Source organism: Bacillus sp. 05T21 (genome assembly GCF_056396785.1).
The window spans coordinates 96,248-121,158 of record NZ_JBFTMD010000007.1 but is presented as its reverse complement, the minus strand read 5'-3'; the positions used below and the strand labels follow the sequence as shown (position 1 = coordinate 121,158).

Sequence of the window (24,911 nt, the reverse complement as noted above, 5' to 3'; positions counted from 1 at the left end):
TATGAATGACACTTGAACAATTAATACCTTTAATAATTATGGCATTTGCCCTGGGGATGGATGCATTTTCAGTGAGCCTCGGTATGGGGATGGTAACATTAAAGTTAAGACAAATCCTTTATATAGGTATGACGATTGGGATATTTCATATTATTATGCCATTTATCGGAATGGTACTAGGGCGTTTTCTATCAGAGAGGTATGGGGATGTCGCAAACTTTGCAGGAGCTATTTTATTAATTGGGCTAGGGTTCTATATCGTATATTCGTCTATTTTAGAAGGGGAAGAGACTAGAACTGCTCCAATTGGAATTAGTTTATTTGTATTTGCATTTGGTGTCAGTATAGATAGTTTTTCAGTAGGTCTTAGTCTTGGAATTTACGGAGCAGAGACAATTATTACGATATTATTGTTCGGACTAATAAGTATGTTACTGGCTTGGATGGGTTTATTGCTTGGTAGCCATGCCAAAAATATACTTGGCACATACGGTGAAATAGTAGGTGGTATTATTCTTGTTGGGTTTGGATTGTATCTCCTTTTTCCTATATAATTTTATGTAGGAGGGAATTATGAACAAGCTATTGGAATAGTATGTTAAGCTTTTAACCTTCTTTCCTCGATGGCTAAGAAGACTTATAATATTGGGTGTTATTTTGCAAATTTCGATGTTAGGTTGGATTAAGTTAATTCGTGAATGGTGAGATAGTTCTTTTCTGTGCATAGTTTCGTTTGTACTATATTGATCACACTAAAAAATTACAAATATAGAAAGGATGAGATGAATGACGAGATTGAAGCAAGTTTTTGGTATTATTATTAGTTTTTTTGTTTTTTGGTTCAGTATGCTCGGTGTACAAATGTTTGCTGAGTTTTTAGATATTGAGTCATTGAAGTTTGTTGCAGGAAAATCGGAGGCGGCGCGTACTTTTTATTCTCCGTACCCGTTTTTAATTGTTTTCCTTATTACGTTACTTTCCTTATATTTCTTTGTAATAAAGCTTGGTAGATCTAAAAAAGAGAAATTCCCGGCATTAGAGGAGAAGAACGAAGAATTACGATAAAAAACCCCCCGCTGAAAGCGGGGGGTTTTGTTTGAGTGATGAAGCTGGAGCTTTTCGGTGGTATCCAGTTCCAGTGGCCAGCTCTTCGCGTCTAAGAACCTCCCGCACTAAAGGTATAAAGCACCTTTTGTGCGAGAGAACCTTAGCTGGTCAGAGCTAAGCGGGCCCCTTCCACTTTTAAATGTATCCAGCTTCAGCGGCTAGAATGGTCGGTGGCTTCGCGCCTTCCTGCGAGGCAAAAAGCGCCTCTACGTCAGGAGCTCCATCCCCCTCTCATTCTGAGCGAGCCGCTTCCGCCTTTAAATGGGCCTCACTAATTCAAATTGTTCTCCTAGTTTTGCGTAGTTGTGTCCTGCTAGGCGGCTTATTGGTTTTAGTTCTTCGGCGTGAATTCGGCCGTTTTCGTATAAGTGTTCAGCGACGTGAAAGCGAACGACGCGGCCGATTAGTAGGTCACAAGCTGGCGAGTCTTCGGTTCCGCCGAGTGGGATAGCGCGTTCTAATATACACTCCATTCGAATGTTTGCTTCTTTAACCCCTGGTACTGAAATGACATCACTGTCAATCGGTGTTAGTTTTGCTAATTCGATTTCACTTTCATTAGGAGGTAGGTTCGCTGCTGTTTCATTGATCGCTTCTACGTAAGATTCATCAGAAATATGTACGACAAATTCCCCTTTTTCTATTGCGTTTCTGGAAGTGTCTTTCTGTTTTCCTTCTTTGCGTTGTACTGAAACTGAAATAAGTGGTGGATTGGCAGCGACGATATTGAAATAACTATATGGCGCACCGTTCAATACGCCATCTTTAGTTACAGAAGTAACGAATGCAACAGGACGTGGAATGATACTTCCTGTTAGTAATTTGTAATTATCTTTTTCAGTTTGTTCGTTTGGATTAATGGATAACATGTTGTAATCCCCTTTCTAAATATGAATACTTATTGTTCCTTTACAAGATATCAATGGGAATCTCCTGCTGAAAATAATATTTTTTTGATGATGTAAAAAAAAGAGATTACCTCGATTGTACTGAAGTAATCTCTTTTTTGGTAAATATCTTGAAATAGAGATAAATATTAAAGTAAAACGTAAGCGCCAGGTCCAATTAAAGCTACACCGATAGCGACAGCGATTAACATTAAATTATATTCGAATCCGTTTTGTGTTACCCAGTAACCATTTTTTCCGTGAACTGTGAAAATTGCTACTAACATTGTTCCTACGATAAATAATGAACCAACTACAGTGAAAATACCTGCTGCGAATAAGAAACCACCTAATAGTTCAGTTGCGCCAGCCATAAATGCCATAAATACACCAGGACGTAAGCCGATTGACTCCATCCAGCCGCCAGTTCCCTTTAAGCCGTAACCGCCGAACCAACCAAATAATTTTTGAGCACCATGACCCATGAATGTAATTCCTATAATAAGACGAATAATAAGAAGACCGATATCCATCATTTTAAAAAACCTCCTAAAAGTTATTAACTTATCTTATGTAAGTAATAATAAAATAGTTACTTACTTTAGTCAAGTGGATTTTAACAAAAATTTGAAAGGAATTTTACAAATTAACAACAAAAAATAAAATGTAGTAAAGACCTCTAGACAAGTAAGTGAAAAAAAGAGAAAATATAAGTAGAAGTTAACTTCTCATTGTTATTCAGACAATCAGAATTGACTGGAATTTTGTGAAGCGCTACAATAAGAGTCTAGTAGTAATGACATGATTTATTTCGAAAGAGTTTTTACAGTATAACATTCGAAGTATGAAGTCTTACGTGTATTTCGATCTTGAATAGAGATTGCCCTATAAACTTTTAGGTAAATTATAAGGAGGACTATCCTATGTTTAAAAAATTATTCGGTTTTGGTTCAAAAACAAATGAAGAAACAATCGTAGCTCCATTAACTGGAGCAGTGAAAAATATTGAAGAAGTACCAGATCCAGTATTCGCTGGTCGTATGATGGGTGACGGTGTTGCGATCGATCCTACTGAAGGTGTAGTTGTATCTCCAGTTGATGGTGAAATCGTACAATTATTCCACACGAAACATGCTATTGGAATTAAAGCGAAAAACGGTACAGAAATTTTAATCCACGTTGGATTAGAAACTGTAAAAATGGAAGGTGAAGGTTTCGAAGCTCACGTTTCTGAAGGACAAGCTGTAAAAGCTGGAGATAAATTAATCTCATTTGACTTAGAATTAATTCGTGAAAAAGCGAAAAGCACAATTACTCCAATCGTTATTACAAACACAGATGCAGCTGAGTCTATTAAGACAACTGTAGGTGTAACAGCTACAAAAGGTTCAACAGAAGTAATGAAAGTTACAATGAAATAATTATTTGATAGAAGGAATCCGTTTCATATGAAATGGATTCCTTATTTTGTTTCGTAGTGTGTTCATTATGTATGGTAAAATACTTTGGGCACTTGGAAATAGGGTTTCATATATGTGAATAAGGCGCGTTTTTCTTAGAAAAAATATAAGAGAAATGCGCCTTTCGTATATTCACATTTCTTTTGTTCTATTCTAATATACGCTATGATAAAGTGAAACTTTAATGAGTGGAGGGTGTTCATCCCCCGCTGATTATTAGCCTTCACCAATCGGGATAAATGTAGGAAACAGAAAAAAAGGGGTGGGTTTAGATGAAACGGGTGTTATTTGTTTGCACAGGAAATACATGCCGTAGTCCGATGGCTGAGGCTTTGCTTCGTCATTATGGAGAAGGTAAATTTGAAGTGCAATCTGCTGGTGTCTTCGCCTATCCTGGAAGCGATGTGTCGATACATGCAAAGGAAGCTTTAGCTGAAAAAGGAATTGTAATCGATCATGCCGCGCAGCAGGTAAACGATACTTTGGTTGATTGGGCGGACATTGTAGTAACAATGACGGAAAACCATAAGCAAATTGTACTTGGGTATTATCCGAGCGTGGAAAAGAAATTGGATACATTATATGGATTAACTGAGGGTGTAAGTAAGGATATTTCAGATCCATTTGGCGGATCGCTTTCTATTTATAAAGAAACGTTAGAAGAGATGGAAAAACTTGTACAAACTTTACTGAAAAAACATTCAGAAGGTTGATGTTTCGTGTATAATACGATATTGGAGATCACTTTGTTCCATTTAGGTAGCGAGTGTGAAATGAAGATAATTGATTGAAACTTCGGAGGGGTAAAAATGAAAGTAGTAGTAGCATCTGATCACGGCGGTATGAATATCCGTAAAGAACTTGTAAGTTTATTAGAAGAGCTAAATATTGAATATATTGATTTAGGTTGTGAATGTGAAGCTGGTTCTGTTGATTACCCTGATTTTGCGTTTCCAGCAGCAGAAATGGTCGCGAATGGTGAAGTGGATCGTGGTATTTTAGTTTGCGGGACAGGCATTGGTATGTCAATCGCAGCAAACAAAGTAAATGGTATTCGTTGTGCATTAGTTCATGATACTTTCAGTGCGAAAGCGACGAGAGAGCATAATGACACTAACATGTTAGCGATGGGCGAGCGTGTAATTGGAGCTGGTCTAGCGCGTGATATCGCGAAAATTTGGCTAACAACTGACTATGAAGGTGGCCGTCACGAAAACCGCGTAGGAAAAATTAAAACGTACGAAACAAAGTAATAGATTCTAACTATAAGTAGTATGAAATATAATTTGGTGAACCAACCTGTGAAAGGAAGAGGCGTAATGACAGAAATCGTAAAGGTAAGAGAACAGCTACAAATGTCGCTTTCTGATTTCCAAGAACAAGCCACGCTGCAAAGAGGCCAAATTTTTGTAGTGGGGTGTAGCACGAGCGAAGTGCTAGGTGAAAGAATTGGAACATCAGGAACGATGGAAGTGGCAGAGGCGATTTTTTCTGAATTAAAACAATTTCAAGAGAGAACAGGTATTGAATTGGCGTTTCAATGTTGTGAGCATTTAAATCGTGCTTTAGTAGTTGAGAGAGATGTAGCGATGAAATATCAATTTGAAATTGTAACAGTTACGCCTGTTAGATCAGCAGGTGGTGCATTAGCGACGTATGCGTATCACAATTTTAAAGATCCGGTAGTAATTGAGTTTATTAAAGCAGATGCAGGAATGGATATCGGCGATACATTTATAGGTATGCATTTAAAGCATGTAGCTGTACCGGTTCGTACAAGTGTGAAGGAAATAGGAAGTGCGCATGTAACGATGGCGAAAACACGTGGGAAACTAATAGGTGGAGCACGTGCCGTTTATGCGGCAAATGAAGAAGCTATTCCTTGCCGTTAAACATGAAAAATTATAAAGTCTTATAACAGCTGTATATCGAAAGGTAAAAGGTATGTAGTCTGACTTTATAATAGAAGAAAGAAAAGACCAATTTTGGTCTTTTTTTTTCTTTTATGATATAGAAAGTCATGTTAGAATGTAGTTGAAAACATGAAGGTTCGAAAGAATTACAACCTGAATTTTCGTTTTTTCTGAATAAATGAGAAAAAACTATTGGGAATTGATGTAATTCGTTCAGAAAAGGGGGATTTTGGTGAATCATTTAAAACGTCAAGATGAAAAGGTATTTGCTGCAATTGAGGCAGAACTAGGAAGACAGCGTTCAAAGATCGAGTTAATTGCTTCGGAAAACTTCGTAAGTGAAGCAGTAATGGAGGCGCAAGGTTCTGTTCTAACGAATAAGTATGCTGAAGGATATCCTGGAAAACGTTACTATGGTGGTTGTGAACACGTAGACGTAGTAGAAGATATCGCACGTGATCGCGCGAAAGAAATTTTTGGCGCAGAGCATGTAAATGTTCAACCACATTCTGGTGCACAAGCGAACATGGCAGTATACTTCACGATTTTAGAGCAAGGCGATACAGTACTTGGCATGAATTTATCTCATGGTGGTCACTTAACACACGGAAGCCCTGTTAACTTCAGTGGAGTACAATATAATTTCGTAGAATATGGCGTGGATGCTGAATCTCACCGTATTAATTACGATGATGTATTAGCAAAAGCGAAAGAACATAAACCAAAATTAATCGTTGCAGGTGCAAGTGCATATCCTCGTGTTATCGATTTCAAACGATTCCGTGAGATTGCAGATGAAGTGGGTGCGTACTTAATGGTTGATATGGCACATATCGCCGGTTTAGTAGCAGCTGGTTTACATCCAAATCCAGTACCACATGCACATTTTGTTACAACAACAACACATAAAACATTACGTGGCCCACGTGGCGGTATGATTTTATGTGAAGAGCAATTTGCAAAACAAATTGATAAATCAATCTTCCCTGGTATTCAAGGTGGCCCACTTATGCATGTAATTGCTGCAAAAGCTGTTGCATTTGGTGAGACACTACAAGATGAGTTTAAAACATATGCACAAAATATCATTAATAATGCGAATCGTTTAGCTGAAGGCCTTCAAAAGGAAGGACTTACACTTGTTTCTGGTGGAACAGACAATCATTTAATCTTAATTGATGTTCGTAACTTGGAAATTACAGGTAAAGTAGCAGAGCACGTATTAGATGAAGTTGGTATTACAGTGAATAAAAATACGATTCCATTTGAAACAGCAAGCCCATTTGTAACAAGCGGTGTACGTATCGGTACAGCGGCGGTAACATCACGTGATTTCGGTTTAGAAGAAATGGATGAGATTGCAGCAATTATTGCTCATACATTAAAAAATCATGAGAATGAAGCTGAACTAGAAGAAGCGCGCAAACGTGTAGAAGCGTTAACGAGCAAATTCCCAATGTATACAAATCTATAATAGATTAAAAAAGACTGCTGAAACGTAATTGTTTTAGTAGTCTTTTTTTGTGGACACATATTGTTTTTAAAGTATGTATACAAATGATGAATAAATTTTGGCGATATAATGAAGGATACAGCTCCCATAATTGGTAAAGATACTAGATAGATTCATCGTAAAATCATGATTTTACCAAATTTGCCCTTGAATATTAGTAGCGTTTTCTTTACAATCGTAAATAGTGTAAAGAAGCGTGTAAACGCATGAATATCATCTAAAGGAGAGATTCACATGGGAAAACTGTATGTATTTGATCACCCGTTAATTCAACATAAGATTACATATATTCGCGATAAGAATACAGGTACGAAAGATTTTCGTGAATTAGTGGACGAAGTAGCAAGCTTAATGGCTTTCGAGATTACTCGTGACCTTCCACTTGAAGACATTGAAATTGAAACACCTGTAAGCAAAGCGACAACAAAAGTGATCGCTGGTAAAAAACTTGGTTTAATTCCGATTTTACGTGCAGGTTTAGGAATGGTTGATGGAATTCTGAAATTAATTCCAGCAGCAAAAGTAGGACACGTTGGTTTATACCGTGACCCTGAAACATTGCAACCGGTAGAATACTATGTGAAACTTCCAACGGATGTAGAAGAGCGTGATTTTATCGTACTAGATCCGATGCTAGCAACAGGTGGTTCTGCGGCTGAAGCAATTAATTCTCTGAAAAAGCGCGGTGCAAAGCAAATTAAATTAATGTGTATCGTAGCTGCTCCAGAAGGAGTAAAAGTAGTGCAGGAAGAGCATCCTGATGTTGATATTTATGTAGCAGCATTAGATGAGAAGTTAAATGACCATGGTTATGTAGTTCCAGGTCTTGGTGATGCTGGTGACCGTTTATTCGGAACGAAGTAAGACAACAGACGAGAGGGGGATTCCCCTCTCGTTTTTTTTTCGCCCTCAGCGCACGGGGGAGGGGGAGATAAATATACAGGGTATATACAACATAAGTTATATACACATCACATATAATATAGAAGTCTTACGTCTCGGGGACACTATATTATGGAAGGAAAGCGCTATATCTTAAAAATATAATAGTGACAAACTTGTGAACATTTTCTTCTATTATAAAGAGAAAACTGTTAGAAATTGCATATCTCTAACCAGTATTTAGAAGGGGAACGTTTTCATTTTTGGGAGGAAATGCCTAATACTCAAATTTTTTGATTTTTTACGATTTCTCGTTGACACTGTTAATACCCTATTGTATGCTAACAACGGGGATAGATGGTAGGGCTTTCAGTGACAAAAATGCATCTATTCCGTGACGAAAATGTAAACTTTTTATTTTGTATAGAATTTATGCAGAAAAATGAGTTATTATTAACACATCGTGAATGAGGGTTACATATTGGAGGGATGAATCCTTGCAAAAAAACGATCGCAGCCATATAAAAGCGTATGCTTTAATGTCAGGAATACTTGCTCAGTTAGTTGGTTCTATTCTTATCGGAATCTTTGGTGGGCAATGGATTGATAATAAGGTTGGAACGTTTCCATTGTTTCTTATTATAGGGTTATTACTCGGGTTAGGAACAGGGGTATACGCAATGATTCGACTCATTCAACATTACTATTCGGGAGAGCAATGATGATAGACGTACATGGACTTGTCCAACGACAAAAGAAATATATGTACTACTTGCTTGTGCTTCTAGTGCTAGGATGGGGAATTACCTCTTACAAGGATGTATTTCTTGGGCTGATTATCGGAACGATTTTCAGTTTTCTTAGTTTGCGCATCATTGCACGTAGAACAGACAAGCTATTAGATCGCGTAACAAATGGAGAAAACGTGAAGTTTAAGGCGACAGCGGTAAGCACATATTCAAGATTCGCCACGATTGGGTTACTAATTTTATTTGCAGCCAAATATCAAGAGTTAATTGCGATGTGGGGCTTAGGTGTAGGATTGCTGACAGGATACCTTGTCATGATCATAGATTTTCTTTATTTAGAGTATACGAGCAGGGAAGAGAGGTGAATTACTAGTGGAACACGGTAAATTAGTTGAATTTCTAGGTTTAACGTTCGATTTGTCATCAGTTATGATGGTTACTGTAGCAGCAGTTATTGTTTTCTTAATCGCTGTTATCGGAACTCGCAGCTTAGCGCTTCGCCCAACCGGGATGCAAAATTTCATGGAATGGGTGTTTGACTTCGTGAAAGGGATTATCAATAGTACGATGGATTGGAAAACAGGTGGACGTTTCTTAACGCTTGGCGTTACGCTTATCATGTTTATCATCGTATCGAACTTCCTTGGTTTACCATTCATGTATTCAACAGTTGAGGCTGGCGAACATATTGCATGGTGGAGATCACCAACGTCTGATCCAGCAGTTGCATTAACATTAGCCGTGATGGTAGTTACCCTCACCCATTATTATGGAATTAAGATGAAGGGTACGAAAGAATATGTTAAAGGTTATTTCCAACCTATGAAATTCTTATTCCCATTAAAGGTTATTGAGGAGTTTGCTAACACATTAACGTTAGGTCTTCGTTTATTTGGTAACATTTACGCAGGTGAAATCTTATTAGGATTACTTGCTAAGTTAGGCGGGGCATCATTCTTAGGAGCATTAGGTGCACTTGTACCGATGTTAGCATGGATGGGATTCAGCGTATTCGTTGGTTCAATCCAGTCATTTATTTTCGTAATGTTAACGATGGTTTATATGGCTCATAAAGTAAGCCATGACCATTAATATAATTTAAGTAAGAAAAAATTTATTTTTTTATAATACAAAGGAGGACAAATTAAATGAGTTTAGGTGTAATCGCAGCTGCAATTGCAATTGGTTTATCAGCATTAGGTGCAGGTATTGGTAACGGTCTTATCGTATCACGTACAATCGAAGGTGTTGCTCGTCAACCAGAATTAAAAGGCGCACTTCAAACAATTATGTTCATCGGGGTTGCATTAGTTGAGGCACTTCCAATTATCGGTGTAGTTATTGCTTTCATCGTAATGAACAAATAAGGGAGACTCCCCTTACATAGATGGCGAAGAGTGTTTTTCCGAACTTTCTTCGCCATTGCTTTATGAACGAAACGTATGTCTTTTTTTTTCATATGATCAATTTAGATATTTTGAAGGGAGTGAATCCTTGTGCCAACTTTATTATTAGGGGCTTCCATTCCATTTGGAACGATTGCTTATACATTGTTCATTTTCTTACTTCTATTAGTAATGCTACGCAAATTCGCGTGGGGTCCTTTAATGGGAATTATGAAAGAACGTGAAGAGCATGTTACTAATGAAATCGACGCTGCAGAAAGAAGTAATGCTGAAGCGAAGAAATTAGTAGAAGAACAACGTGAAATGTTAAAACAATCGCGTGTTGAAGCACAAGAGTTAATCGAAAGAGCGAAGAAACAAGCTGTAGATCAAAAGGATGTTATTGTTGCTGCTGCGAAAGAAGAAGCAGAATCAATTAAAACATCTGCTGTACAAGAAATTCAACGCGAAAAAGAGCAAGCGATTGCTGCTTTACAAGAACAAGTTGCTTCTTTATCTGTTCATATTGCTTCTAAAGTAATTGAAAAAGAATTAAAAGAAGAAGATCAAGTGAAGTTAATTCGCGATTATATTAAAGAAGTAGGAGAAGCGCGATGAGCAATGGGATTGTAGCAAAACGTTATGCTGTCGCTCTTTTCAAAATTGCAAAAGAAAAACACGTATTAGAAATGTTTGAAGAGGAATTACGCCTTGTACAAAACGTTTTTACAAAGAACGGAGAACTACATAGCTTTTTAACGCAACCGAACATTTCAAAAGAGCAGAAGAAAACGTTTCTTGCAAACGTATTCGCATCTGTTTCTGAATCTATTTTAAATACGTTATATATTTTAATTGATAACAAGCGTATTGATATCCTACCTGAAATTGCAAATGAATATGTTGTTCTTGCTAATGAAGAACGTAACGTAGCGGATGCAACTGTATATTCTATTCGTCTTCTATCGGAAGAAGAAAAACTTAACATTGCAGAAGCATTTGCAAAAAAAACAGGAAAAGATGCAATTCGCGTGAAAAATGTTGTGGATGAAGATTTACTAGGCGGCATTAAAGTACGTATTGGAAATCGCATTTACGACGGAAGCTTACAAGGAAAATTAGCACGTATTCAGCGTGAATTAATGAAGAATAGATAGGGGTGAAGCACATGAGCATCAGAGCTGAAGAAATTAGCGCACTGATAAAGCAACAAATCGAGAACTATCAGTCTGAAATCGAAGTTAGTGATGTTGGTACAGTTATCCAAGTTGGTGACGGTATTGCGCGTGCTCATGGTCTTGATAACGTTATGGCTGGTGAACTTGTAGAGTTCTCTAATGGCGTTATGGGACTAGCACAAAACTTAGAGGAAAACAACGTAGGTATCATTATTTTAGGACCTTACACAGAAATCCGTGAAGGTGACGAAGTTCGTCGTACTGGTCGCATCATGCAAGTACCAGTAGGAAAAGAACTAATCGGTCGTGTTGTAAACCCATTAGGTCAACCAGTTGATGGTTTAGGCCCAATCAATACAACAAACACTCGTCCAATCGAAAGTCCAGCACCAGGTGTAATGGATCGTAAATCTGTTCATGAACCACTTCAAACAGGTATTAAAGCGATCGATGCTCTTGTACCCATTGGCCGTGGTCAACGTGAGTTAATCATCGGTGACCGTCAAACAGGTAAAACAGCAGTTGCACTTGATACGATCATTAACCAAAAAGATGAAGATATGATTTGTATCTATGTAGCTATCGGACAAAAAGAATCAACAGTACGTAACGTAGTAGAAACACTACGTAAGCACGGTGCATTAGATTACACAATCGTTGTAACTGCATCAGCTTCTCAACCAGCTCCATTATTGTACCTAGCTCCTTACGCTGGTGTAACAATGGGTGAAGAGTTCATGTACAATGGTAAACACGTATTAGTAGTATATGATGACTTATCAAAACAAGCAGCGGCTTACCGTGAGCTTTCATTACTATTACGTCGTCCTCCAGGTCGTGAAGCATATCCAGGGGATGTATTCTACTTACATTCTCGCTTATTAGAGCGTGCAGCAAAATTAAGTGATGCAAGAGGCGGCGGTTCTTTAACTGCACTACCTTTCATCGAAACACAAGCAGGGGACGTATCAGCTTACATCCCAACAAACGTAATTTCTATTACGGATGGACAAATCTTCTTACAATCTGACCTATTCTTCTCTGGCGTACGTCCAGCAATCGATGCGGGTACTTCTGTATCTCGTGTAGGTGGATCAGCTCAGATTAAAGCGATGAGTAAAGTATCAGGTACACTTCGTCTTGACCTTGCATCTTATCGTGAGTTAGAAGCGTTCGCTCAGTTCGGTTCTGACCTTGATAAAGCAACACAAGCGAAATTAAACCGTGGTGCTCGTACAGTTGAGGTATTAAAACAAGGATTACACAAACCGTTACGTGTAGAGAAACAAGTTATCATTCTTTACGCTTTAACACGTGGATTCCTAGATGATATCCCAGTAGTAGATATCACTCGTTTCGAAGAAGAATTCCATGCTTGGTTAGATTCAAATGCAACTGACTTATTAAGCGAAATTCGCACAACTAAGAAACTTGCGGATGACGACAAATTTGCAGCGGCAATTAACGGATTTAAAAAAGTATTCGTAGCTTCTGAATAATAATTAAAAGTCAAGTCGACTGTTCAGCCCCATCGGCTAAGGTTCTTTCCCACAAAAGGTGCTTTCTACCTTTTGGTGGGGAAGGTTCTTAGACGAAAGGGGCTAGGAGACGGAACTAGATAAATAAAAGCGGAAGCGGCTCGTTCTGAATGTGAGGGGGAAGAAGTGAAGCCACCGAGCATTCAAGCCGCTGGAGCTAGATAATATAAAGGCATCTCAAACTTTGAGATTGCTGACGGTTATGTAAAGGAAAAGAGTAGGTGCACCTATTCTTTTCCTTCAATCATGAGCAAGAATATCTTGCAACGTAGATTAGGAAGAGGATTCTTACTAATCGTGCCAACTTCCGGAAAAAAGGTGGTGAAAACCTGTGGCATCTTTACGCGATATAAAAGCGAAGATTAACTCGACAAAGAAAACGAGTCAAATTACGAAAGCGATGGAGATGGTATCTGCATCTAAGTTAAACCGTGCAGAACAAAATGCTAAATCTTTCGTTCCGTATATGGAAAAGATTCAAGAAGTAGTAGCGAGCATTGCGCAAGGAAGTAAAGGGATTAATCATCCAATGCTAAATGCGCGTCCTGTAAAGCGTACAGGGTACATCGTTATTACATCTGATCGCGGACTAGCAGGTGGTTATAACAGTAACGTATTACGTACAGTAAGTAACGTAATTCGTGAACGTCATAATATGGATTCAAACCAATATTCAATTATTGTGCTTGGACGACTAGGACGTGATTATTTAAAACGTCGCGGCTTTAACATCATTGATGAAGTAGTTGGATTATCTGACCACCCATCATTTACTGATATTAAAGATATTGCTTCTCGAGCAATTGCGATGTTCGCAGATGGTGCTTATGATGAGCTGTATATTTACTACAATCATTATGTAAGTAAAATTTCACAAGAAGTAACGGAAAATAAAATTTTACCGCTTACGGATGTGGCGTCTGATAAACCGACGACAGCTTATGAATTCGAACCTTCTGAAGAAGAAATTTTAAAAGTATTATTGCCACAATACGCAGAAAGCTTAGTGTACGGTGCATTACTAGACGGTAAAGCAAGTGAGCACGCGGCGCGTATGACAGCAATGAAGAGTGCTACAGACAACGCAATGGAAGTTATCGATTCACTTACACTTTCATTCAACCGTGCGCGTCAAGCAGCGATTACGCAAGAAATTACGGAAATCGTTGGTGGAGTAGCAGCGTTAGAATAGTATTAAAAAGCGGAAGCGGCTCGTCCAGAACAGGAGAGTCGCGTAAGCTATAAACTAATAAAAATTAAAAGCCGACTTCTCTTAGAAAGCTGGCTAATTAAAAGAAAGCTAGGAGGGAACCCGATGAATAAAGGGCGCGTTACGCAAATCATGGGTCCGGTTGTAGACGTTAAGTTTGATGGCGGAAAGCTACCAGAAATCTACAACGCCCTTACGGTAAAACAAAGCAACGAAAACGGAGCAAGCATTAACTTAACATTTGAAGTTGCACTTCATTTAGGTGATGACACAGTTCGTACAGTTGCAATGTCTTCCACAGATGGACTTGTTCGTGGCACAGAAGTAGAAGATACTGGTAAAGCAATCTCTGTACCAGTTGGTGATGTAACACTTGGTCGTGTATTTAACGTATTAGGTGATGCAATTGACTTAGATGGTGATGTTCCTGCGGATGTACGTCGTGATCCAATTCACCGTCAAGCGCCTGCATTCGAAGAGTTATCTACTAAAGTAGAAATTCTTGAAACTGGTATTAAAGTAGTAGACTTACTTGCTCCTTACATTAAGGGTGGTAAGATTGGTCTATTCGGTGGTGCCGGCGTAGGTAAAACAGTATTAATTCAGGAATTAATTAATAACATCGCACAAGAGCACGGTGGTATCTCTGTATTCGCTGGTGTAGGTGAGCGTACTCGTGAAGGTAACGACTTATACCATGAAATGAGCGATTCTGGCGTAATTAAGAAAACTGCGATGGTATTCGGACAAATGAACGAGCCACCTGGAGCACGTCAACGTGTTGCATTAACAGGTTTAACAATGGCTGAACATTTCCGTGATGAGCAAGGACAAGACGTACTATTGTTCATCGATAACATCTTCCGTTTCACGCAAGCGGGTTCTGAAGTATCTGCCCTTCTTGGTCGTATGCCATCTGCGGTAGGTTACCAGCCAACACTTGCAACAGAAATGGGTCAATTACAAGAGCGTATTACATCTACAAATAAAGGATCTATCACGTCTATCCAAGCGGTATACGTACCAGCCGATGACTATACGGATCCAGCACCAGCTACAACGTTCGCTCACTTAGATGCAACAACAAACTTAGAGCGTCGTTTAACACAAATGGGTATTTACCCAGCCGTAGATCCATTAGCATCTACATCTCGTGCGCTTTCTCCAGAAATCGTAGGAGAAGAGCATTATGGAGTAGCTCGTCAAGTACAGCAAACTTTACAGCGTTATAAAGAGCTTCAAGATATCATCGCTATCTTAGGTATGGATGAGTTATCTGAAGAAGATAAGTTAGTTGTACATCGTGCTCGTCGTATTCAATTCTTCTTATCACAAAACTTCCACGTAGCTGAACAGTTTACAGGTCAAAAAGGTTCTTACGTACCTGTAAAAAATACAGTTAGTGGTTTCAAAGAAATTCTAGAAGGAAAATATGATGACCTTCCAGAAGATGCGTTCCGTCTTGTTGGTAGCATTGAAGAAGTTATTGAAAACGCGAAGAAAATGATGGCGTAAGGCCTTAGGAGGGACGAATTATGAAGACATTTCCAGTCAGTATTGTAACTCCTGATGGACCGGTTTACGAAAAAGAAGTAGAAATGGTAAGCGTAAAAGCAGAGAGTGGGGAAATGGGGATCTTACCAGGTCACATTCCAACTGTTGCACCTTTAAAAATTAGTGCGGTCCGTCTGAAAAATGGTGGGCACACTGATTATGTAGCAGTAAGCGGTGGCTTTATCGAAGTTCGTCCAGATAAAGTAACTGTGTTATCATCATCTGCTGAAGAAGCAAACCATATCGATATCCATCGTGCAAATGAATCGAAACGTCGCGCTGAGCAACGTATGCAAGATAAACAAGCGCATGTTGACTTTAGACGTGCAGAAATGGCTTTGCAGCGTGCTGTGAACCGTTTAAACGTTTCTGATATGAAGTGAAAAAATCCGTAAGGGCTCTTGCCTTTACGGATTTTTTGTTATGGATATAAATAAAAAGGGGAAAAAAATGCCTCTCTTTAGGTAGGAGAGAGCATTTAGCCGTCAGAGCCTTTTTTTGCCCCATGCCAAGTGAAAATCAAGAAATAAAAAGAACTGCAGGTTCGTTTTTTGTTATGCATAGATGTGTTTTATTTAAATGTCGAAACTGAAACTCAATTTAATAGATAGAATAAACTGACAAAATTGGTATAATTATATTGTTGTTTGTATAAGTGGAGAATATATAACAATTTATATTTCATAAAGGAGATGAACAAATGATCGGTGAAATGAAACGAGAAGCATTGTACTCTTTAAAGGGAAAATGGGGACTAGGTGTTGGATCAACGATTTTACATATTATTTTAAGTTATGTTGTTTCAATGGCTGCAATGCTTATACTTTTAATTCCAGGAATTATTATATTTTTCTAAGTTGTTGGTTTAGCGGGTTCAATTGAAGAGGAAGCGATATCAGTCGGGGCAGGTATTACATTTGGAATTTTTTATTGCATAATGATCATTTTGAGTAATGCATCTTATGGTATTACATCATACGGTTATACGAATGTGTTGCTACAAATTAGTAAACGGGAAGATGCTAGAGTAGATTATTTATTTGAAGGATTTCGTGGCTTTAAAAGAATGATGAAAACAATGTGGGCTATGCTTGCGATTTTGTTATATACAGGTACGTGGATTCCGATGTTGTTACTAGGTGTATTCGCGTTTTTTGGTGAGGAAGGGAATGTATCGTTAACAATTGCTTTCTTTGTACTATTAGCTATTTCGATTGTTGTAATGATTGTGATGTATTTTTCTTATGCGATGACGTATTATGTTATGGTTGAAAATCCAGATTATAGCGTTCCACAGGCGATGAAAGTAAGTAAGAACTTTATGAAGGGGCATAAACTAGATTTATTTCTTTTATGGCTTAGCTTCATAGGATGGGCTATTTTAGCAATTCTTACTCTTGGAATAGGATTTCTTTGGCTTAGTCCATATGTAGGTACAACGACAGCACATTTTTATCGCTATATTGCAAAAGGTGAATTGCAGTAGGGACGTGCTATACTAATAGAATTATTACGTATAGGAGGTTAAGTATGATTAGTGATTTAAAAGGAGAAGCGCTAGATTCACTGGAAGGAAAATGGGGCTTAGCTGTTGGGGCAACATTACTTATTTCGATTCTTACTTCAGCTTTTAGTTTTAGTATTCAGTTCCTTCTCTCTCAGGTTTGGGAGTGGAAAGAAGTGAATAGCTCACTTTCAATAGATGTTATTACAATATTGCTGGTGGGGCCTTTAACGCTAGGGGGTTATTGTTTAGCACTACATATAATTCGTGAAAAAGAAGCGCGTATTGGGCATATATTTAGATGGTTTACAGAAGGAAGTAAGTTTATAAAGTCATTTTTATTATATATAGTAGTAAACATTTATATTTTCTTATGGTGTTTACTATTTATTATTCCAGGCATTATTAAATCATTTTCTTATGCGATGACGTATTTTATTATAAATGATCATCCTGAGTATTCAATAAATCAAGCTATTACAGAAAGTCGTCGAATGATGGCTGGACATAAGATGGAGTATTTCATTTTATGTTTAAGTTTTATTGGTTGGTTTATATTAAGTTGTATTACATTAGGGATTGGATTTTTATGGTTGATTCCATATTTTTATACAACGACAGCAGCTTTTTACGAAGAGATTGCAGAAGAATATTACGAAAAAAGAATTCCGACACTTTAAAAAACACCCAGTGTGAACTATTGGTTCATACTGGGTGTTTTTTGTAGGAATTTTATAAACTGTTTACTTGTTAGAGGTTTACTGAAATAGTAACCTTGCATGTATTTACAGTTGTTTTTTTGCAGAAACTTAAGCTGTTTTTCTGTTTCAATTCCTTCAGCAACGACAGAGAGATTTAAAGTATTTGCAAGGGAAAGGATAGTGGAAACGATGGCTCTTTCTTCAGGCCGATGATCGGCTAGTTGTGTAAATTCTTTTGGTACTTTTAATGTATCGATAGGGAAAATTGATAAATAAGCAAGAGAAGAGTAGCCGGTACCGAAGTCATCAATGGACGTTTGAATACCATATTCTTTTAATTGCTTTAGTCTCGATAATGTTTCTTTTTCATCAATCATCGCAATTCGTTCTGTTAGTTCAAGTGTTACATCTTTCGGGTCAATTTTAACGTCCTTTAGTATTTGTGAAATATTTTCGATTAATTGATTTTGTTGAAATTCTTTCGCTGATAAATTGACACTCATTTTTAAGTTTGTGTATCCAAAACTTTGCCATATTTTTAGTTGACGACAAGACTCTCGTAGCACCCAATGCCCAAGTGGGATGACCTGCGGAGTCTCTTCCACAATTGGAATGAACTCACATGGTGAAATGTCACCTAATAGTGGATGTTTCCAACGGATTAAAGCTTCGGCACCGATGATTTTATTCGTTGTAATGTCAACTTGTGGTTGATAGACGAGAAAGAATTCTTTATTTACTAAAGCAAGTGGTAAATCTTTTTCAATTCGAGCTTTTCGCTCCATTTTTTTATATAACTCTTTCGTATAAAGTGAGCTACCATTCTTTCCTTTATTTTTGGTTTCGTACATGGCCATATCAGCATGTTGTAAAATAGATAACGGATCTTCGCCTGCTTCTGGGTATATTGCAATCCCGATACTTGGCGAGATTTGTAAATGTTGATTTTCAATTTCGAATGGCTCATTCATAGATAGTACAATCATATCAGCTATTTTTTGTACATCTCTATCTTCTTTATAATCTTCTATAAGAATTGTGAATTCATCCCCAGCTAACCGAGCAAGTTTCATATTTGACGTCGATATTCGTTCTAGTCTTTTTGCTACAGCAATTAAAAGAAGATCTCCTACCCGGTGACCGAGAGTATCGTTAATAACTTTAAAACGGTCTAAATCGAGAAACATAACAGCAAAAGGTCTTTTTGATATTTTTGCTCGTGCAATTGCCTTTTCTAACTGTTGATGAAATGAACGGCGATTCGCAAGTTCCGTTAAGGTATCGTGATATGCTAGGAAATTAATTTGCTCTTGTTGCTGCTTGCTTTCTGTAATATCTTTAATCATTAAATAGGCCCCAGAAATATGTTCCTTTAAAAAGATGGGAACAGCTGTAACATGTAAGTAGTAAATATCTCTATTTTTATGATATGCCCGTATTTCTAAAGAAATAGATTTCCCTTTTTTCACGTGATGAAAGGCAGTAATGATTTCTTCTAAATCTTCTTCATACATAAGTGAATAGTATGGTTGGTTTAATAATTCATTCGTTTGATAACCGAGTAAAGTAGTTCCAGCGTTGTTCACATTGAGAAAATTACCGTACAAATCTAATGTGAAAATTGGATCTGGATGATGCTCGTATAAAGATTTAAACATTTGTTGGTTATGATATAACTCATTTTTTTGTTCCACTAAATCTTCTGTACGTAGTTCGATTTGTTTCTCGAGTTCTAAGCTGAATTGCATTTGTGCTAGCAATAATATTTTATTTTGTCTTCGAACTAACGTATAGCGTATGAGAACGAAGGCGAAAGTTACCATAAGTCCAATTACTACGATAGGTGCAAAAACATATTCGACCAATATAAAAACAATAAGCATCACGACAGAAATATACGGTAATGATAATCGGATTGATTCACCAAATTGAGGCGTTAGTAATATTTGTTCTTGTTTTTCGGGCTCTTTTGTGTGAAGTATACAAGCGATTGCTACCAATAATAAGGTTACTTGATAGAATGGAGCAACTGTGAACATAGAGTGCTCAGGCTGGAAGTATTTTATATAAGCATAAATAGAATCCGTAGTAGCATACAAAATTAAAGCACTGCCAAGAAGAGCACCAACTTGCTTTGGTAGTAAGGATAATGGTCTGAATAAAAGGTTGATTCCTATTAAAAGAAAGAGTAGATCAGCCATTGGATACGTGAGTTGAACAAACATGTCGATATATGATGTTGTAAAAATATGAATGGTTCTTTCAATAAGTAAATAGTAGCTTAAAGTAAATTGAGCAGTAACAATAATACAAATATCACATATCGTAAAAAGCTGTTCCAATAAATCTCGGCCATAAATAATTTCATATAGAAAGGCAAATGCAAAGCTAATTAAAAATAATAAGTAAAAAAAGTCTGATGGATCAACGAATGTATAGTAGTCATGCAGAATTAAGCGTTGATAAGCAACTACTATATCGCCGATGAAATAAGAGAAGGATCCGATAGTTAATGTTATCCAAAACAAACGAGATAACCCTTGTTTTATATTTGAAAAATAAAATATATAACTGCAAATTGTAATATCAATTAATATGGTACTTATTCCAGTTAATATTTGAAATGGGAGTGCGTACTCATATAAAAAGGACATTGATACGTAATGAATAGCTATATACAACAATGAAATGCTTATAAGAATACTTACATGTGTTTGTTTTTTCATTTATATCACCCACTGTATATACATAAGAACCATCTTTTTTTAGTTTATGTTTTTTATGATTGCTTGAAAACATATAGAATTTCTATATTTATTTTACACATTTATAATGAGTTGTAAAAATAGATTTGCTCAGCAAGTATTAATTGTTGTTTCTGTTCCCAATATATCGACATAGGAATTTGAAGTTTGCTATAATGAATTAAATAGTTGCATTATTTAGAAAAATTTAAAAATAATAAATAATGCAAGTAAGACATATTGTTTACTATGTGAACTTGTTCTTAATTCAGGGGGGAGGGTTTCACAATGGCAAGTGTATATGAAAATAGTTATATGATCGTTTTGATTTTCTTGCTATTAGGTATATTGCTGCCGGTAGTGGCTCTTACATTAGGGAAAATGCTGCGTCCAAACAAACCGAGTGCAGCGAAAGCGACGACGTATGAGAGTGGAATTGAGCCTTTTCATGATGCAAATATTCGGTTTCATGCTCGTTATTACATTTTCGCTTTATTGTTCGTCATCTTTGATGTAGAAACTTTATTTTTATACCCATGGGCTGTTGCATATGACAAGCTTGGTTTATTTGCACTGATTGAAATGCTCATTTTTGTTGTGATGTTGCTAGTTGGATTAGCGTATGCTTGGAAAAAGAAGGTGTTACAATGGTTATAAATTTTGAGGAATTACACCCACAGGAGCGAGCGGAATTAGAAAGGAATATCTTTTTTTCTACATTGGAACAGTTGAAGGGATGGGCGCGGAGCAACTCTTTATGGCCGATGACATTTGGACTGGCATGCTGTGCGATTGAAATGATGGGAGTAGGCTCATCACATTACGATTTAGATCGATTTGGGTCATTTTTTCGGACTTCACCAAGACAATCGGACGTCATGATTGTGTCAGGAACGGTAACGAAGAAAATGGCACCTATTGTTCGGCGCCTATATGATCAAATGCCTGAACCGAAGTGGGTAATTGCGATGGGATCTTGTGCAACGGCCGGTGGTCCGTATGTGAATTCGTATGCTGTTGTGAAAGGTGTAGATCAAATTGTACCAGTTGATGTGTATATTCCTGGATGCCCTCCAAATCCTGCTGCTTTAATTTATGGAATTAATAAATTAAAAGAAAAAATTCGTTACGAGGCGAGGACCGGGAAGCAGGTGACGAATAAATGAGTGATCCAAATAAAGACTTAGAAAGCATGAAAAGAGAAGCAGCCCGTCATGCGAAAGAGGAAGCGCGAAAACGTCTTGCTGCGAAACATGAGGCGGAAATGTCTAAACTTGAAGGAGAACATCGAGAAAAAGAGAAAGCGCTACCAAAAGATAAGGGGATTAATGTAGAAGAAGCGAAACGGCTTGCCGCAGCAGCTGCAAAAGCGAAAGCGGCGGCACTAGCGAAGCAAAAGCGAGAAGGGTCAGAAGAGGTAACGGACGAAAAAAAAGCAAAAGCGAAGGCGAAAGCCGCAGCAGCTGCAAAAGCGAAAGCAGCAGCACTAGCGAAGCAAAAGCGAGAAGGGTCAGAAGAAGTAACGGACGAGGAAAAAGTTAAAGCAGCGGCACTAGCGAAGCAAAAGCGAGAAGGAAGCGAAGAAGTAACGGACGAAGAAAAAGTCAAAGCGAAGGCGAAAGCCGCAGCAGCTGCAAAAGCAAAAGCAGCGGCACTAGCGAAGCAAAAGCGAGAAGGAACAGAAGAAGTAACGGACGAAGAAAAAGCAAAAGCGAAAGCAGCGGCACTAGCGAAGCAAAAGCGAGAAGGAATAGAAGAAGTAACGGACGAAGAAAAAGCAAAAGCGAAGGCAAAGGCTGTAGCAGCTGCAAAAGCAAAAGTAGCTGCATTAGCGAAGCAGAAAGCCTCGCAAGGTGATGGGGATTCTGGAGATGAGAAAGCAAAGGCAATTGCAGCCGCAAAAGCGAAAGCCGCTGCAGCGGCAAGGGCAAAGGGAGCTGTAAATGAGATAGAAGATGAACCGCAGCAGGAAGAGCCATCAGTTAACCAACCATATTTAAATCAATATGTGGAGGTTGTTAAGGAGAAGATAGGGGAATATGCATTAGTAGATTCCTATATTAATAAGCTGTCAAAAGATGTTCCAACTCTTGTGGCGGATCCTTCAAAATATTATGAAGTGATGGAATTGCTACGATTCCATGAGGGACTTGCTTTTGATTATATGTCAGAGCTACATGCGACAGATTTTGTGACACATATGGAAGTGTATGTTCATTTATTTTCATATGGAAAGAAACAGTCAGTAGCAGTGAAGGTAAAGCTAGATAGGGAAGCACCGCAAGTAGAATCGGTGACGCCGCTTTGGAAAGGGGCAGATTGGCCGGAGCGTGAAGCGTATGATTTGCTTGGTATTGTGTTTAAAGGTCATCCTAATTTATCTCGCATTTTAATGCCGGATGATTGGGTAGGGTATCCGCTTAGGAAAGATTATGAACCGTATGATGTGGAGGTGTAGCTTGTGATCCGTACGGAAGAGATGCTCTTAAATGTAGGACCGCAGCACCCGAGTACACATGGTGTGTTTCGGCTTGTAATTAAGATTGACGGGGAAATTATTAAAGAGGCTACACCGGTTATCGGGTATTTGCATCGCGGAACAGAAAAGATCGCTGAGAGCTTGCAATATACGCAAATTATCCCGTATACAGATCGAATGGACTATTTATCAGCGATGACGAATAATTACGTCATTTGCCACGCTGTAGAGACGATGATGGATCTTGAGATTCCGGAGCGTGCTGAATATTTACGGGTGCTTGCGATGGAGCTTGGGAGAGTTGCGAGTCATCTCGTCTGGTGGGGAACGAACTTGCTTGATATAGGAGCGGTTAGTCCATTTTTATACGCATTTCGTGAACGAGAGATGATTATAAATTTATTAAATGAATTGTGCGGTGCAAGGCTTACTTTCAACTATATGAGAGTCGGTGGCGTGAAGTGGGATGCACCAGACGGCTGGATTGAAAAGGTGAAAGAGTTTGTTCCGTATATGAGAGAGCAGTTGGAAGGTTATCACGACCTTGTTAGCGGAAATGAAATTTTCTTAAATCGTGTGAAAGGCGTTGGTGTATATAGCGCGGAAGAGGCGATCTCGTATTCTTTAAGCGGCGCAAATTTGCGGTGCACGGGAGTAAACTTTGATCTTCGCAAAGATGAACCGTATTCTATTTATGATCGTTTTGAATTTGATGTTCCTGTTGGGAGCACGGGAGATGCTTGGGACCGCTACGTTTGCCGGATGAAGGAAATTGAGGAGTCATTAAAAATTATTGAGCAAGCAGCCCAGCAGTTCCCGAAAGACGGCGCTGTGCTGGCGAAAGTGCCGAAAATTATTAAAGCACCTAAAGGAGAAGCGTTCGTCCGTATAGAGTCACCGCGGGGAGAGATTGGCTGTTATATTGCTAGTGATGGAAAGAAAGAGCCGTACCGCTTGAAATTTCGCAGACCGTCTTTTTATAATTTGCAAATCTTACCGAAGTTATTGAAAGGTGAAAACATCGCCAATTTAATTACGATTTTAGGTGGGGTTGATATTGTACTTGGGGAGGTTGACGGCTAATGATTGAGACGCTCTTACAATCACCTTCAAGCTGGACGAATTTCTTCATTTTTTTCGGATTAGCGGTGCTTCTATTATTTGCAGTCCTTGGCTTCGTTACATACGGTATTTTGGCAGAACGGAAAGTGATGGGATTTATGCAAGGGCGGATTGGACCAAACCAAGTTGGGGGCCGGTTCGGTTTACTCCAAACGGTAGCTGATGTTTTGAAATTATTATTAAAAGAAGATAGTATTCCGAAAGCTGCAGATAAACCGTTGTTTATATTAGCGCCTGTTATTGCATTCGCACCAGCATTTATGGTGCTTGCGGTTATCCCGTTTACTGATAAATTTCAGTTCGCGGATATTGGCGTAGGGTTACTGTATTACATTGCTGTCTCTGGGATTACGACGATCGGAGTTGTAACTGGGGGATGGGCATCAAATAATAAATATTCCCTTTTAGGAGGGATGCGTGCGGCAGCGCAAATGATTTCTTATGAGATTCCACTTGTGATGAGTGTAATTGGCGTCGTTTTGTTAGCTGGTAGTCTTAACTTGAATGAAATTGTAGCGGCGCAGGAAAAGGTATGGTACATTTTCGCACAGCCAATCGGTTTCGTCATTTTCTTAATCGCGGCAGTTGCAGAGTTAAATAGGACACCGTTTGATTTACCCGAAGCGGAGTCAGAACTTGTTTCAGGATACCATACGGAATACTCAGGTTTTCGCTGGGCGTTTTTCATGCTTTCAGAGTATGTGTATTTCTTCGGGATGTCATCTTTAATTACAGTACTCTTTTTAGGAGGCTGGAATCCAGTTATGTTCCTTGGGTTTATTCCAGGAGCCGTATGGTTTGCTTTGAAATTCAGCAGTGTGGTCTTTCTATTGATTTGGTTCCGCGTTACGTTCCCGCGCATAAGAGGTGACCAGTTAATGGAGTTTGGTTGGAAAGTATTATTACCAATCGCACTTGCAAATATTTTCTTAACGGCATTGATTAAGGAGCTATTCTTCTAATCTATAAAGGGGGTGCCAGTAAG

General features: G+C 38.3%; 28 protein-coding genes and 1 pseudogene. 26 read left to right on the top strand and 3 right to left on the bottom strand.

The window, feature by feature from the left end; genetic code table 11:
• Window positions 1-5: 5 nt before the first annotated feature.
• Together AC1DKZ_RS15565 and AC1DKZ_RS15560 are read left to right on the top strand one after the other, a co-directional pair.
• Complete coding sequence (locus AC1DKZ_RS15565) at window positions 6-554, top strand: manganese efflux pump MntP (protein ID WP_002016298.1); 549 nt, start codon at window positions 6-8, stop codon at window positions 552-554.
• Window positions 555-786: 232 nt separating this feature from the next.
• Window positions 787-1,065 carry a DUF3935 domain-containing protein gene (locus AC1DKZ_RS15560; protein ID WP_002034899.1) on the top strand — a complete coding sequence of 93 codons (279 nt, stop codon included), beginning with the start codon at window positions 787-789 and terminating at the stop codon, window positions 1,063-1,065.
• A 299-nt stretch (window positions 1,066-1,364) separates the two neighbouring features.
• Here the strand turns inward: AC1DKZ_RS15560 and AC1DKZ_RS15555 are convergent, their stop codons facing one another.
• Window positions 1,365-1,976: a flavin reductase family protein gene (locus tag AC1DKZ_RS15555; RefSeq protein ID WP_002184528.1), complete on the bottom strand. Its 612-nt coding sequence runs from the start codon at window positions 1,974-1,976 to the stop codon at window positions 1,365-1,367.
• A 167-nt stretch (window positions 1,977-2,143) separates the two neighbouring features.
• The gene (locus AC1DKZ_RS15550; protein ID WP_002068579.1) at window positions 2,144-2,530 is read right to left on the bottom strand and encodes a DoxX family protein; all 387 of its coding nucleotides are present in this window, start codon (window positions 2,528-2,530) and stop codon (window positions 2,144-2,146) included.
• Window positions 2,531-2,917: 387 nt separating this feature from the next.
• Between AC1DKZ_RS15550 and AC1DKZ_RS15545 the strand changes: the two genes are divergently transcribed.
• From AC1DKZ_RS15545 to AC1DKZ_RS15455, 19 genes and pseudogenes are all read left to right on the top strand, one after another.
• Window positions 2,918-3,415: a PTS sugar transporter subunit IIA gene (locus tag AC1DKZ_RS15545; RefSeq protein ID WP_002016294.1), complete on the top strand. Its 498-nt coding sequence runs from the start codon at window positions 2,918-2,920 to the stop codon at window positions 3,413-3,415.
• A gap of 311 nt (window positions 3,416-3,726) precedes the next feature.
• Window positions 3,727-4,167, top strand: coding sequence for a low molecular weight protein arginine phosphatase (locus AC1DKZ_RS15540; protein WP_002130066.1), 441 nt, complete (start codon window positions 3,727-3,729; stop codon window positions 4,165-4,167).
• A gap of 96 nt (window positions 4,168-4,263) precedes the next feature.
• Window positions 4,264-4,707, top strand: a complete 444-nt coding sequence (gene rpiB, locus AC1DKZ_RS15535) for a ribose 5-phosphate isomerase B (RefSeq protein ID WP_000869917.1) — start codon at window positions 4,264-4,266, stop codon at window positions 4,705-4,707.
• 66 nt (window positions 4,708-4,773) lie between these two features.
• Entirely contained in the window at window positions 4,774-5,346 is a 573-nt protein-coding gene (locus AC1DKZ_RS15530) for a TIGR01440 family protein (RefSeq protein WP_002089746.1), read from the top strand.
• A gap of 253 nt (window positions 5,347-5,599) precedes the next feature.
• Window positions 5,600-6,841 carry a serine hydroxymethyltransferase gene (glyA, locus tag AC1DKZ_RS15525; RefSeq protein ID WP_002034906.1) on the top strand — a complete coding sequence of 414 codons (1,242 nt, stop codon included), beginning with the start codon at window positions 5,600-5,602 and terminating at the stop codon, window positions 6,839-6,841.
• A gap of 273 nt (window positions 6,842-7,114) precedes the next feature.
• A complete protein-coding gene (upp, locus tag AC1DKZ_RS15520; RefSeq protein WP_002034907.1) occupies window positions 7,115-7,744 on the top strand; it encodes a uracil phosphoribosyltransferase in 630 nt (209 codons plus the stop codon).
• 375 nt (window positions 7,745-8,119) lie between these two features.
• Window positions 8,120-8,233, top strand: coding sequence for a DUF4024 domain-containing protein (locus AC1DKZ_RS15515; RefSeq protein ID WP_000232963.1), 114 nt, complete (start codon window positions 8,120-8,122; stop codon window positions 8,231-8,233).
• 26 nt (window positions 8,234-8,259) lie between these two features.
• Window positions 8,260-8,484 (top strand): AtpZ/AtpI family protein, encoded by a 225-nt coding sequence (locus AC1DKZ_RS15510; protein ID WP_002089742.1) that lies wholly within the window; start codon window positions 8,260-8,262, stop codon window positions 8,482-8,484.
• A complete protein-coding gene (locus AC1DKZ_RS15505; RefSeq protein WP_002184531.1) occupies window positions 8,484-8,876 on the top strand; it encodes an ATP synthase subunit I in 393 nt (130 codons plus the stop codon). Before AC1DKZ_RS15510 ends, AC1DKZ_RS15505 begins: the two co-directional genes overlap by 1 nt.
• A 7-nt stretch (window positions 8,877-8,883) precedes the next feature.
• Entirely contained in the window at window positions 8,884-9,603 is a 720-nt protein-coding gene (gene atpB, locus AC1DKZ_RS15500; RefSeq protein WP_000399874.1) for a F0F1 ATP synthase subunit A, read from the top strand.
• Window positions 9,604-9,659: 56 nt separating this feature from the next.
• Window positions 9,660-9,878 (top strand): F0F1 ATP synthase subunit C, encoded by a 219-nt coding sequence (gene atpE, locus AC1DKZ_RS15495; RefSeq protein WP_000052064.1) that lies wholly within the window; start codon window positions 9,660-9,662, stop codon window positions 9,876-9,878.
• Between the two features lie 129 nt (window positions 9,879-10,007).
• A complete protein-coding gene (atpF, locus tag AC1DKZ_RS15490; protein ID WP_002016287.1) occupies window positions 10,008-10,514 on the top strand; it encodes a F0F1 ATP synthase subunit B in 507 nt (168 codons plus the stop codon).
• Window positions 10,511-11,053, top strand: coding sequence for a F0F1 ATP synthase subunit delta (gene atpH / locus AC1DKZ_RS15485; protein ID WP_002130060.1), 543 nt, complete (start codon window positions 10,511-10,513; stop codon window positions 11,051-11,053). Before atpF ends, atpH begins: the two co-directional genes overlap by 4 nt.
• Before the next feature lie 11 nt (window positions 11,054-11,064).
• Window positions 11,065-12,573 (top strand): F0F1 ATP synthase subunit alpha, encoded by a 1,509-nt coding sequence (atpA, locus tag AC1DKZ_RS15480; protein ID WP_002016284.1) that lies wholly within the window; start codon window positions 11,065-11,067, stop codon window positions 12,571-12,573.
• A 370-nt stretch (window positions 12,574-12,943) separates the two neighbouring features.
• Window positions 12,944-13,804, top strand: a complete 861-nt coding sequence (gene atpG, locus AC1DKZ_RS15475) for a F0F1 ATP synthase subunit gamma (protein WP_002016283.1) — start codon at window positions 12,944-12,946, stop codon at window positions 13,802-13,804.
• Window positions 13,805-13,927: 123 nt separating this feature from the next.
• Window positions 13,928-15,337 (top strand): F0F1 ATP synthase subunit beta, encoded by a 1,410-nt coding sequence (atpD, locus tag AC1DKZ_RS15470; RefSeq protein WP_002016281.1) that lies wholly within the window; start codon window positions 13,928-13,930, stop codon window positions 15,335-15,337.
• A 20-nt stretch (window positions 15,338-15,357) separates the two neighbouring features.
• Window positions 15,358-15,759 (top strand): F0F1 ATP synthase subunit epsilon, encoded by a 402-nt coding sequence (gene atpC, locus AC1DKZ_RS15465; protein WP_002016279.1) that lies wholly within the window; start codon window positions 15,358-15,360, stop codon window positions 15,757-15,759.
• A gap of 256 nt (window positions 15,760-16,015) precedes the next feature.
• A pseudogene (locus AC1DKZ_RS15460) lies at window positions 16,016-16,862 on the top strand (DUF975 family protein).
• A gap of 44 nt (window positions 16,863-16,906) precedes the next feature.
• Window positions 16,907-17,560 carry a DUF975 family protein gene (locus tag AC1DKZ_RS15455; RefSeq protein ID WP_002166408.1) on the top strand — a complete coding sequence of 218 codons (654 nt, stop codon included), beginning with the start codon at window positions 16,907-16,909 and terminating at the stop codon, window positions 17,558-17,560.
• A 17-nt stretch (window positions 17,561-17,577) separates the two neighbouring features.
• Here the strand turns inward: AC1DKZ_RS15455 and AC1DKZ_RS15450 are convergent, their stop codons facing one another.
• The gene (locus tag AC1DKZ_RS15450; RefSeq protein WP_476996557.1) at window positions 17,578-20,307 is read right to left on the bottom strand and encodes a putative bifunctional diguanylate cyclase/phosphodiesterase; all 2,730 of its coding nucleotides are present in this window, start codon (window positions 20,305-20,307) and stop codon (window positions 17,578-17,580) included.
• Between the two features lie 306 nt (window positions 20,308-20,613).
• Here AC1DKZ_RS15450 and nuoA point away from each other — a divergent pair, with 306 nt between their 5' ends.
• The 5 genes from nuoA to nuoH are packed head-to-tail and all read left to right on the top strand — an operon-like array spanning window position 20,614 to window position 24,888.
• On the top strand, window positions 20,614-20,982 hold the full coding sequence (nuoA, locus tag AC1DKZ_RS15445; RefSeq protein WP_000179270.1) for an NADH-quinone oxidoreductase subunit NuoA: 369 nt from the start codon (window positions 20,614-20,616) through the stop codon (window positions 20,980-20,982).
• Window positions 20,973-21,491: an NADH-quinone oxidoreductase subunit NuoB gene (gene nuoB, locus AC1DKZ_RS15440; RefSeq protein ID WP_002089729.1), complete on the top strand. Its 519-nt coding sequence runs from the start codon at window positions 20,973-20,975 to the stop codon at window positions 21,489-21,491. The genes nuoA and nuoB overlap by 10 nt, the downstream gene beginning before the upstream one ends.
• Window positions 21,488-22,783, top strand: a complete 1,296-nt coding sequence (locus AC1DKZ_RS15435) for an NADH-quinone oxidoreductase subunit C (protein ID WP_476996556.1) — start codon at window positions 21,488-21,490, stop codon at window positions 22,781-22,783. Before nuoB ends, AC1DKZ_RS15435 begins: the two co-directional genes overlap by 4 nt.
• 3 nt (window positions 22,784-22,786) lie before the next feature.
• Window positions 22,787-23,887, top strand: a complete 1,101-nt coding sequence (gene nuoD, locus AC1DKZ_RS15430; protein WP_002184539.1) for an NADH-quinone oxidoreductase subunit NuoD — start codon at window positions 22,787-22,789, stop codon at window positions 23,885-23,887.
• On the top strand, window positions 23,887-24,888 hold the full coding sequence (nuoH, locus tag AC1DKZ_RS15425; protein ID WP_002068471.1) for an NADH-quinone oxidoreductase subunit NuoH: 1,002 nt from the start codon (window positions 23,887-23,889) through the stop codon (window positions 24,886-24,888). Before nuoD ends, nuoH begins: the two co-directional genes overlap by 1 nt.
• Window positions 24,889-24,911: the final 23 nt, after the last annotated feature.

Bases quoted from the DNA above. Each gene is read 5' to 3' on its own strand.
- AC1DKZ_RS15565 (WP_002016298.1), top strand. From the start codon at position 6: ATGACACTTGAACAATTAATACCTTTAATAATTATGGCATTTGCCCTG.
- AC1DKZ_RS15560 (WP_002034899.1), top strand. From the start codon at position 787: ATGACGAGATTGAAGCAAGTTTTTGGTATTATTATTAGTTTTTTTGTT.
- AC1DKZ_RS15555 (WP_002184528.1), bottom strand. From the start codon at position 1,976: ATGTTATCCATTAATCCAAACGAACAAACTGAAAAAGATAATTACAAA.
- AC1DKZ_RS15550 (WP_002068579.1), bottom strand. From the start codon at position 2,530: ATGATGGATATCGGTCTTCTTATTATTCGTCTTATTATAGGAATTACA.
- AC1DKZ_RS15545 (WP_002016294.1), top strand. From the start codon at position 2,918: ATGTTTAAAAAATTATTCGGTTTTGGTTCAAAAACAAATGAAGAAACA.
- AC1DKZ_RS15540 (WP_002130066.1), top strand. From the start codon at position 3,727: ATGAAACGGGTGTTATTTGTTTGCACAGGAAATACATGCCGTAGTCCG.
- rpiB (WP_000869917.1), top strand. From the start codon at position 4,264: ATGAAAGTAGTAGTAGCATCTGATCACGGCGGTATGAATATCCGTAAA.
- AC1DKZ_RS15530 (WP_002089746.1), top strand. From the start codon at position 4,774: ATGACAGAAATCGTAAAGGTAAGAGAACAGCTACAAATGTCGCTTTCT.
- upp (WP_002034907.1), top strand. From the start codon at position 7,115: ATGGGAAAACTGTATGTATTTGATCACCCGTTAATTCAACATAAGATT.
- AC1DKZ_RS15515 (WP_000232963.1), top strand. From the start codon at position 8,120: ATGGTAGGGCTTTCAGTGACAAAAATGCATCTATTCCGTGACGAAAAT.
- AC1DKZ_RS15505 (WP_002184531.1), top strand. From the start codon at position 8,484: ATGATAGACGTACATGGACTTGTCCAACGACAAAAGAAATATATGTAC.
- atpE (WP_000052064.1), top strand. From the start codon at position 9,660: ATGAGTTTAGGTGTAATCGCAGCTGCAATTGCAATTGGTTTATCAGCA.
- atpH (WP_002130060.1), top strand. From the start codon at position 10,511: ATGAGCAATGGGATTGTAGCAAAACGTTATGCTGTCGCTCTTTTCAAA.
- atpA (WP_002016284.1), top strand. From the start codon at position 11,065: ATGAGCATCAGAGCTGAAGAAATTAGCGCACTGATAAAGCAACAAATC.
- atpD (WP_002016281.1), top strand. From the start codon at position 13,928: ATGAATAAAGGGCGCGTTACGCAAATCATGGGTCCGGTTGTAGACGTT.
- atpC (WP_002016279.1), top strand. From the start codon at position 15,358: ATGAAGACATTTCCAGTCAGTATTGTAACTCCTGATGGACCGGTTTAC.
- AC1DKZ_RS15455 (WP_002166408.1), top strand. From the start codon at position 16,907: ATGATTAGTGATTTAAAAGGAGAAGCGCTAGATTCACTGGAAGGAAAA.
- AC1DKZ_RS15450 (WP_476996557.1), bottom strand. From the start codon at position 20,307: ATGAAAAAACAAACACATGTAAGTATTCTTATAAGCATTTCATTGTTG.
- nuoA (WP_000179270.1), top strand. From the start codon at position 20,614: ATGGCAAGTGTATATGAAAATAGTTATATGATCGTTTTGATTTTCTTG.
- nuoB (WP_002089729.1), top strand. From the start codon at position 20,973: ATGGTTATAAATTTTGAGGAATTACACCCACAGGAGCGAGCGGAATTA.
- AC1DKZ_RS15435 (WP_476996556.1), top strand. From the start codon at position 21,488: ATGAGTGATCCAAATAAAGACTTAGAAAGCATGAAAAGAGAAGCAGCC.
- nuoH (WP_002068471.1), top strand. From the start codon at position 23,887: ATGATTGAGACGCTCTTACAATCACCTTCAAGCTGGACGAATTTCTTC.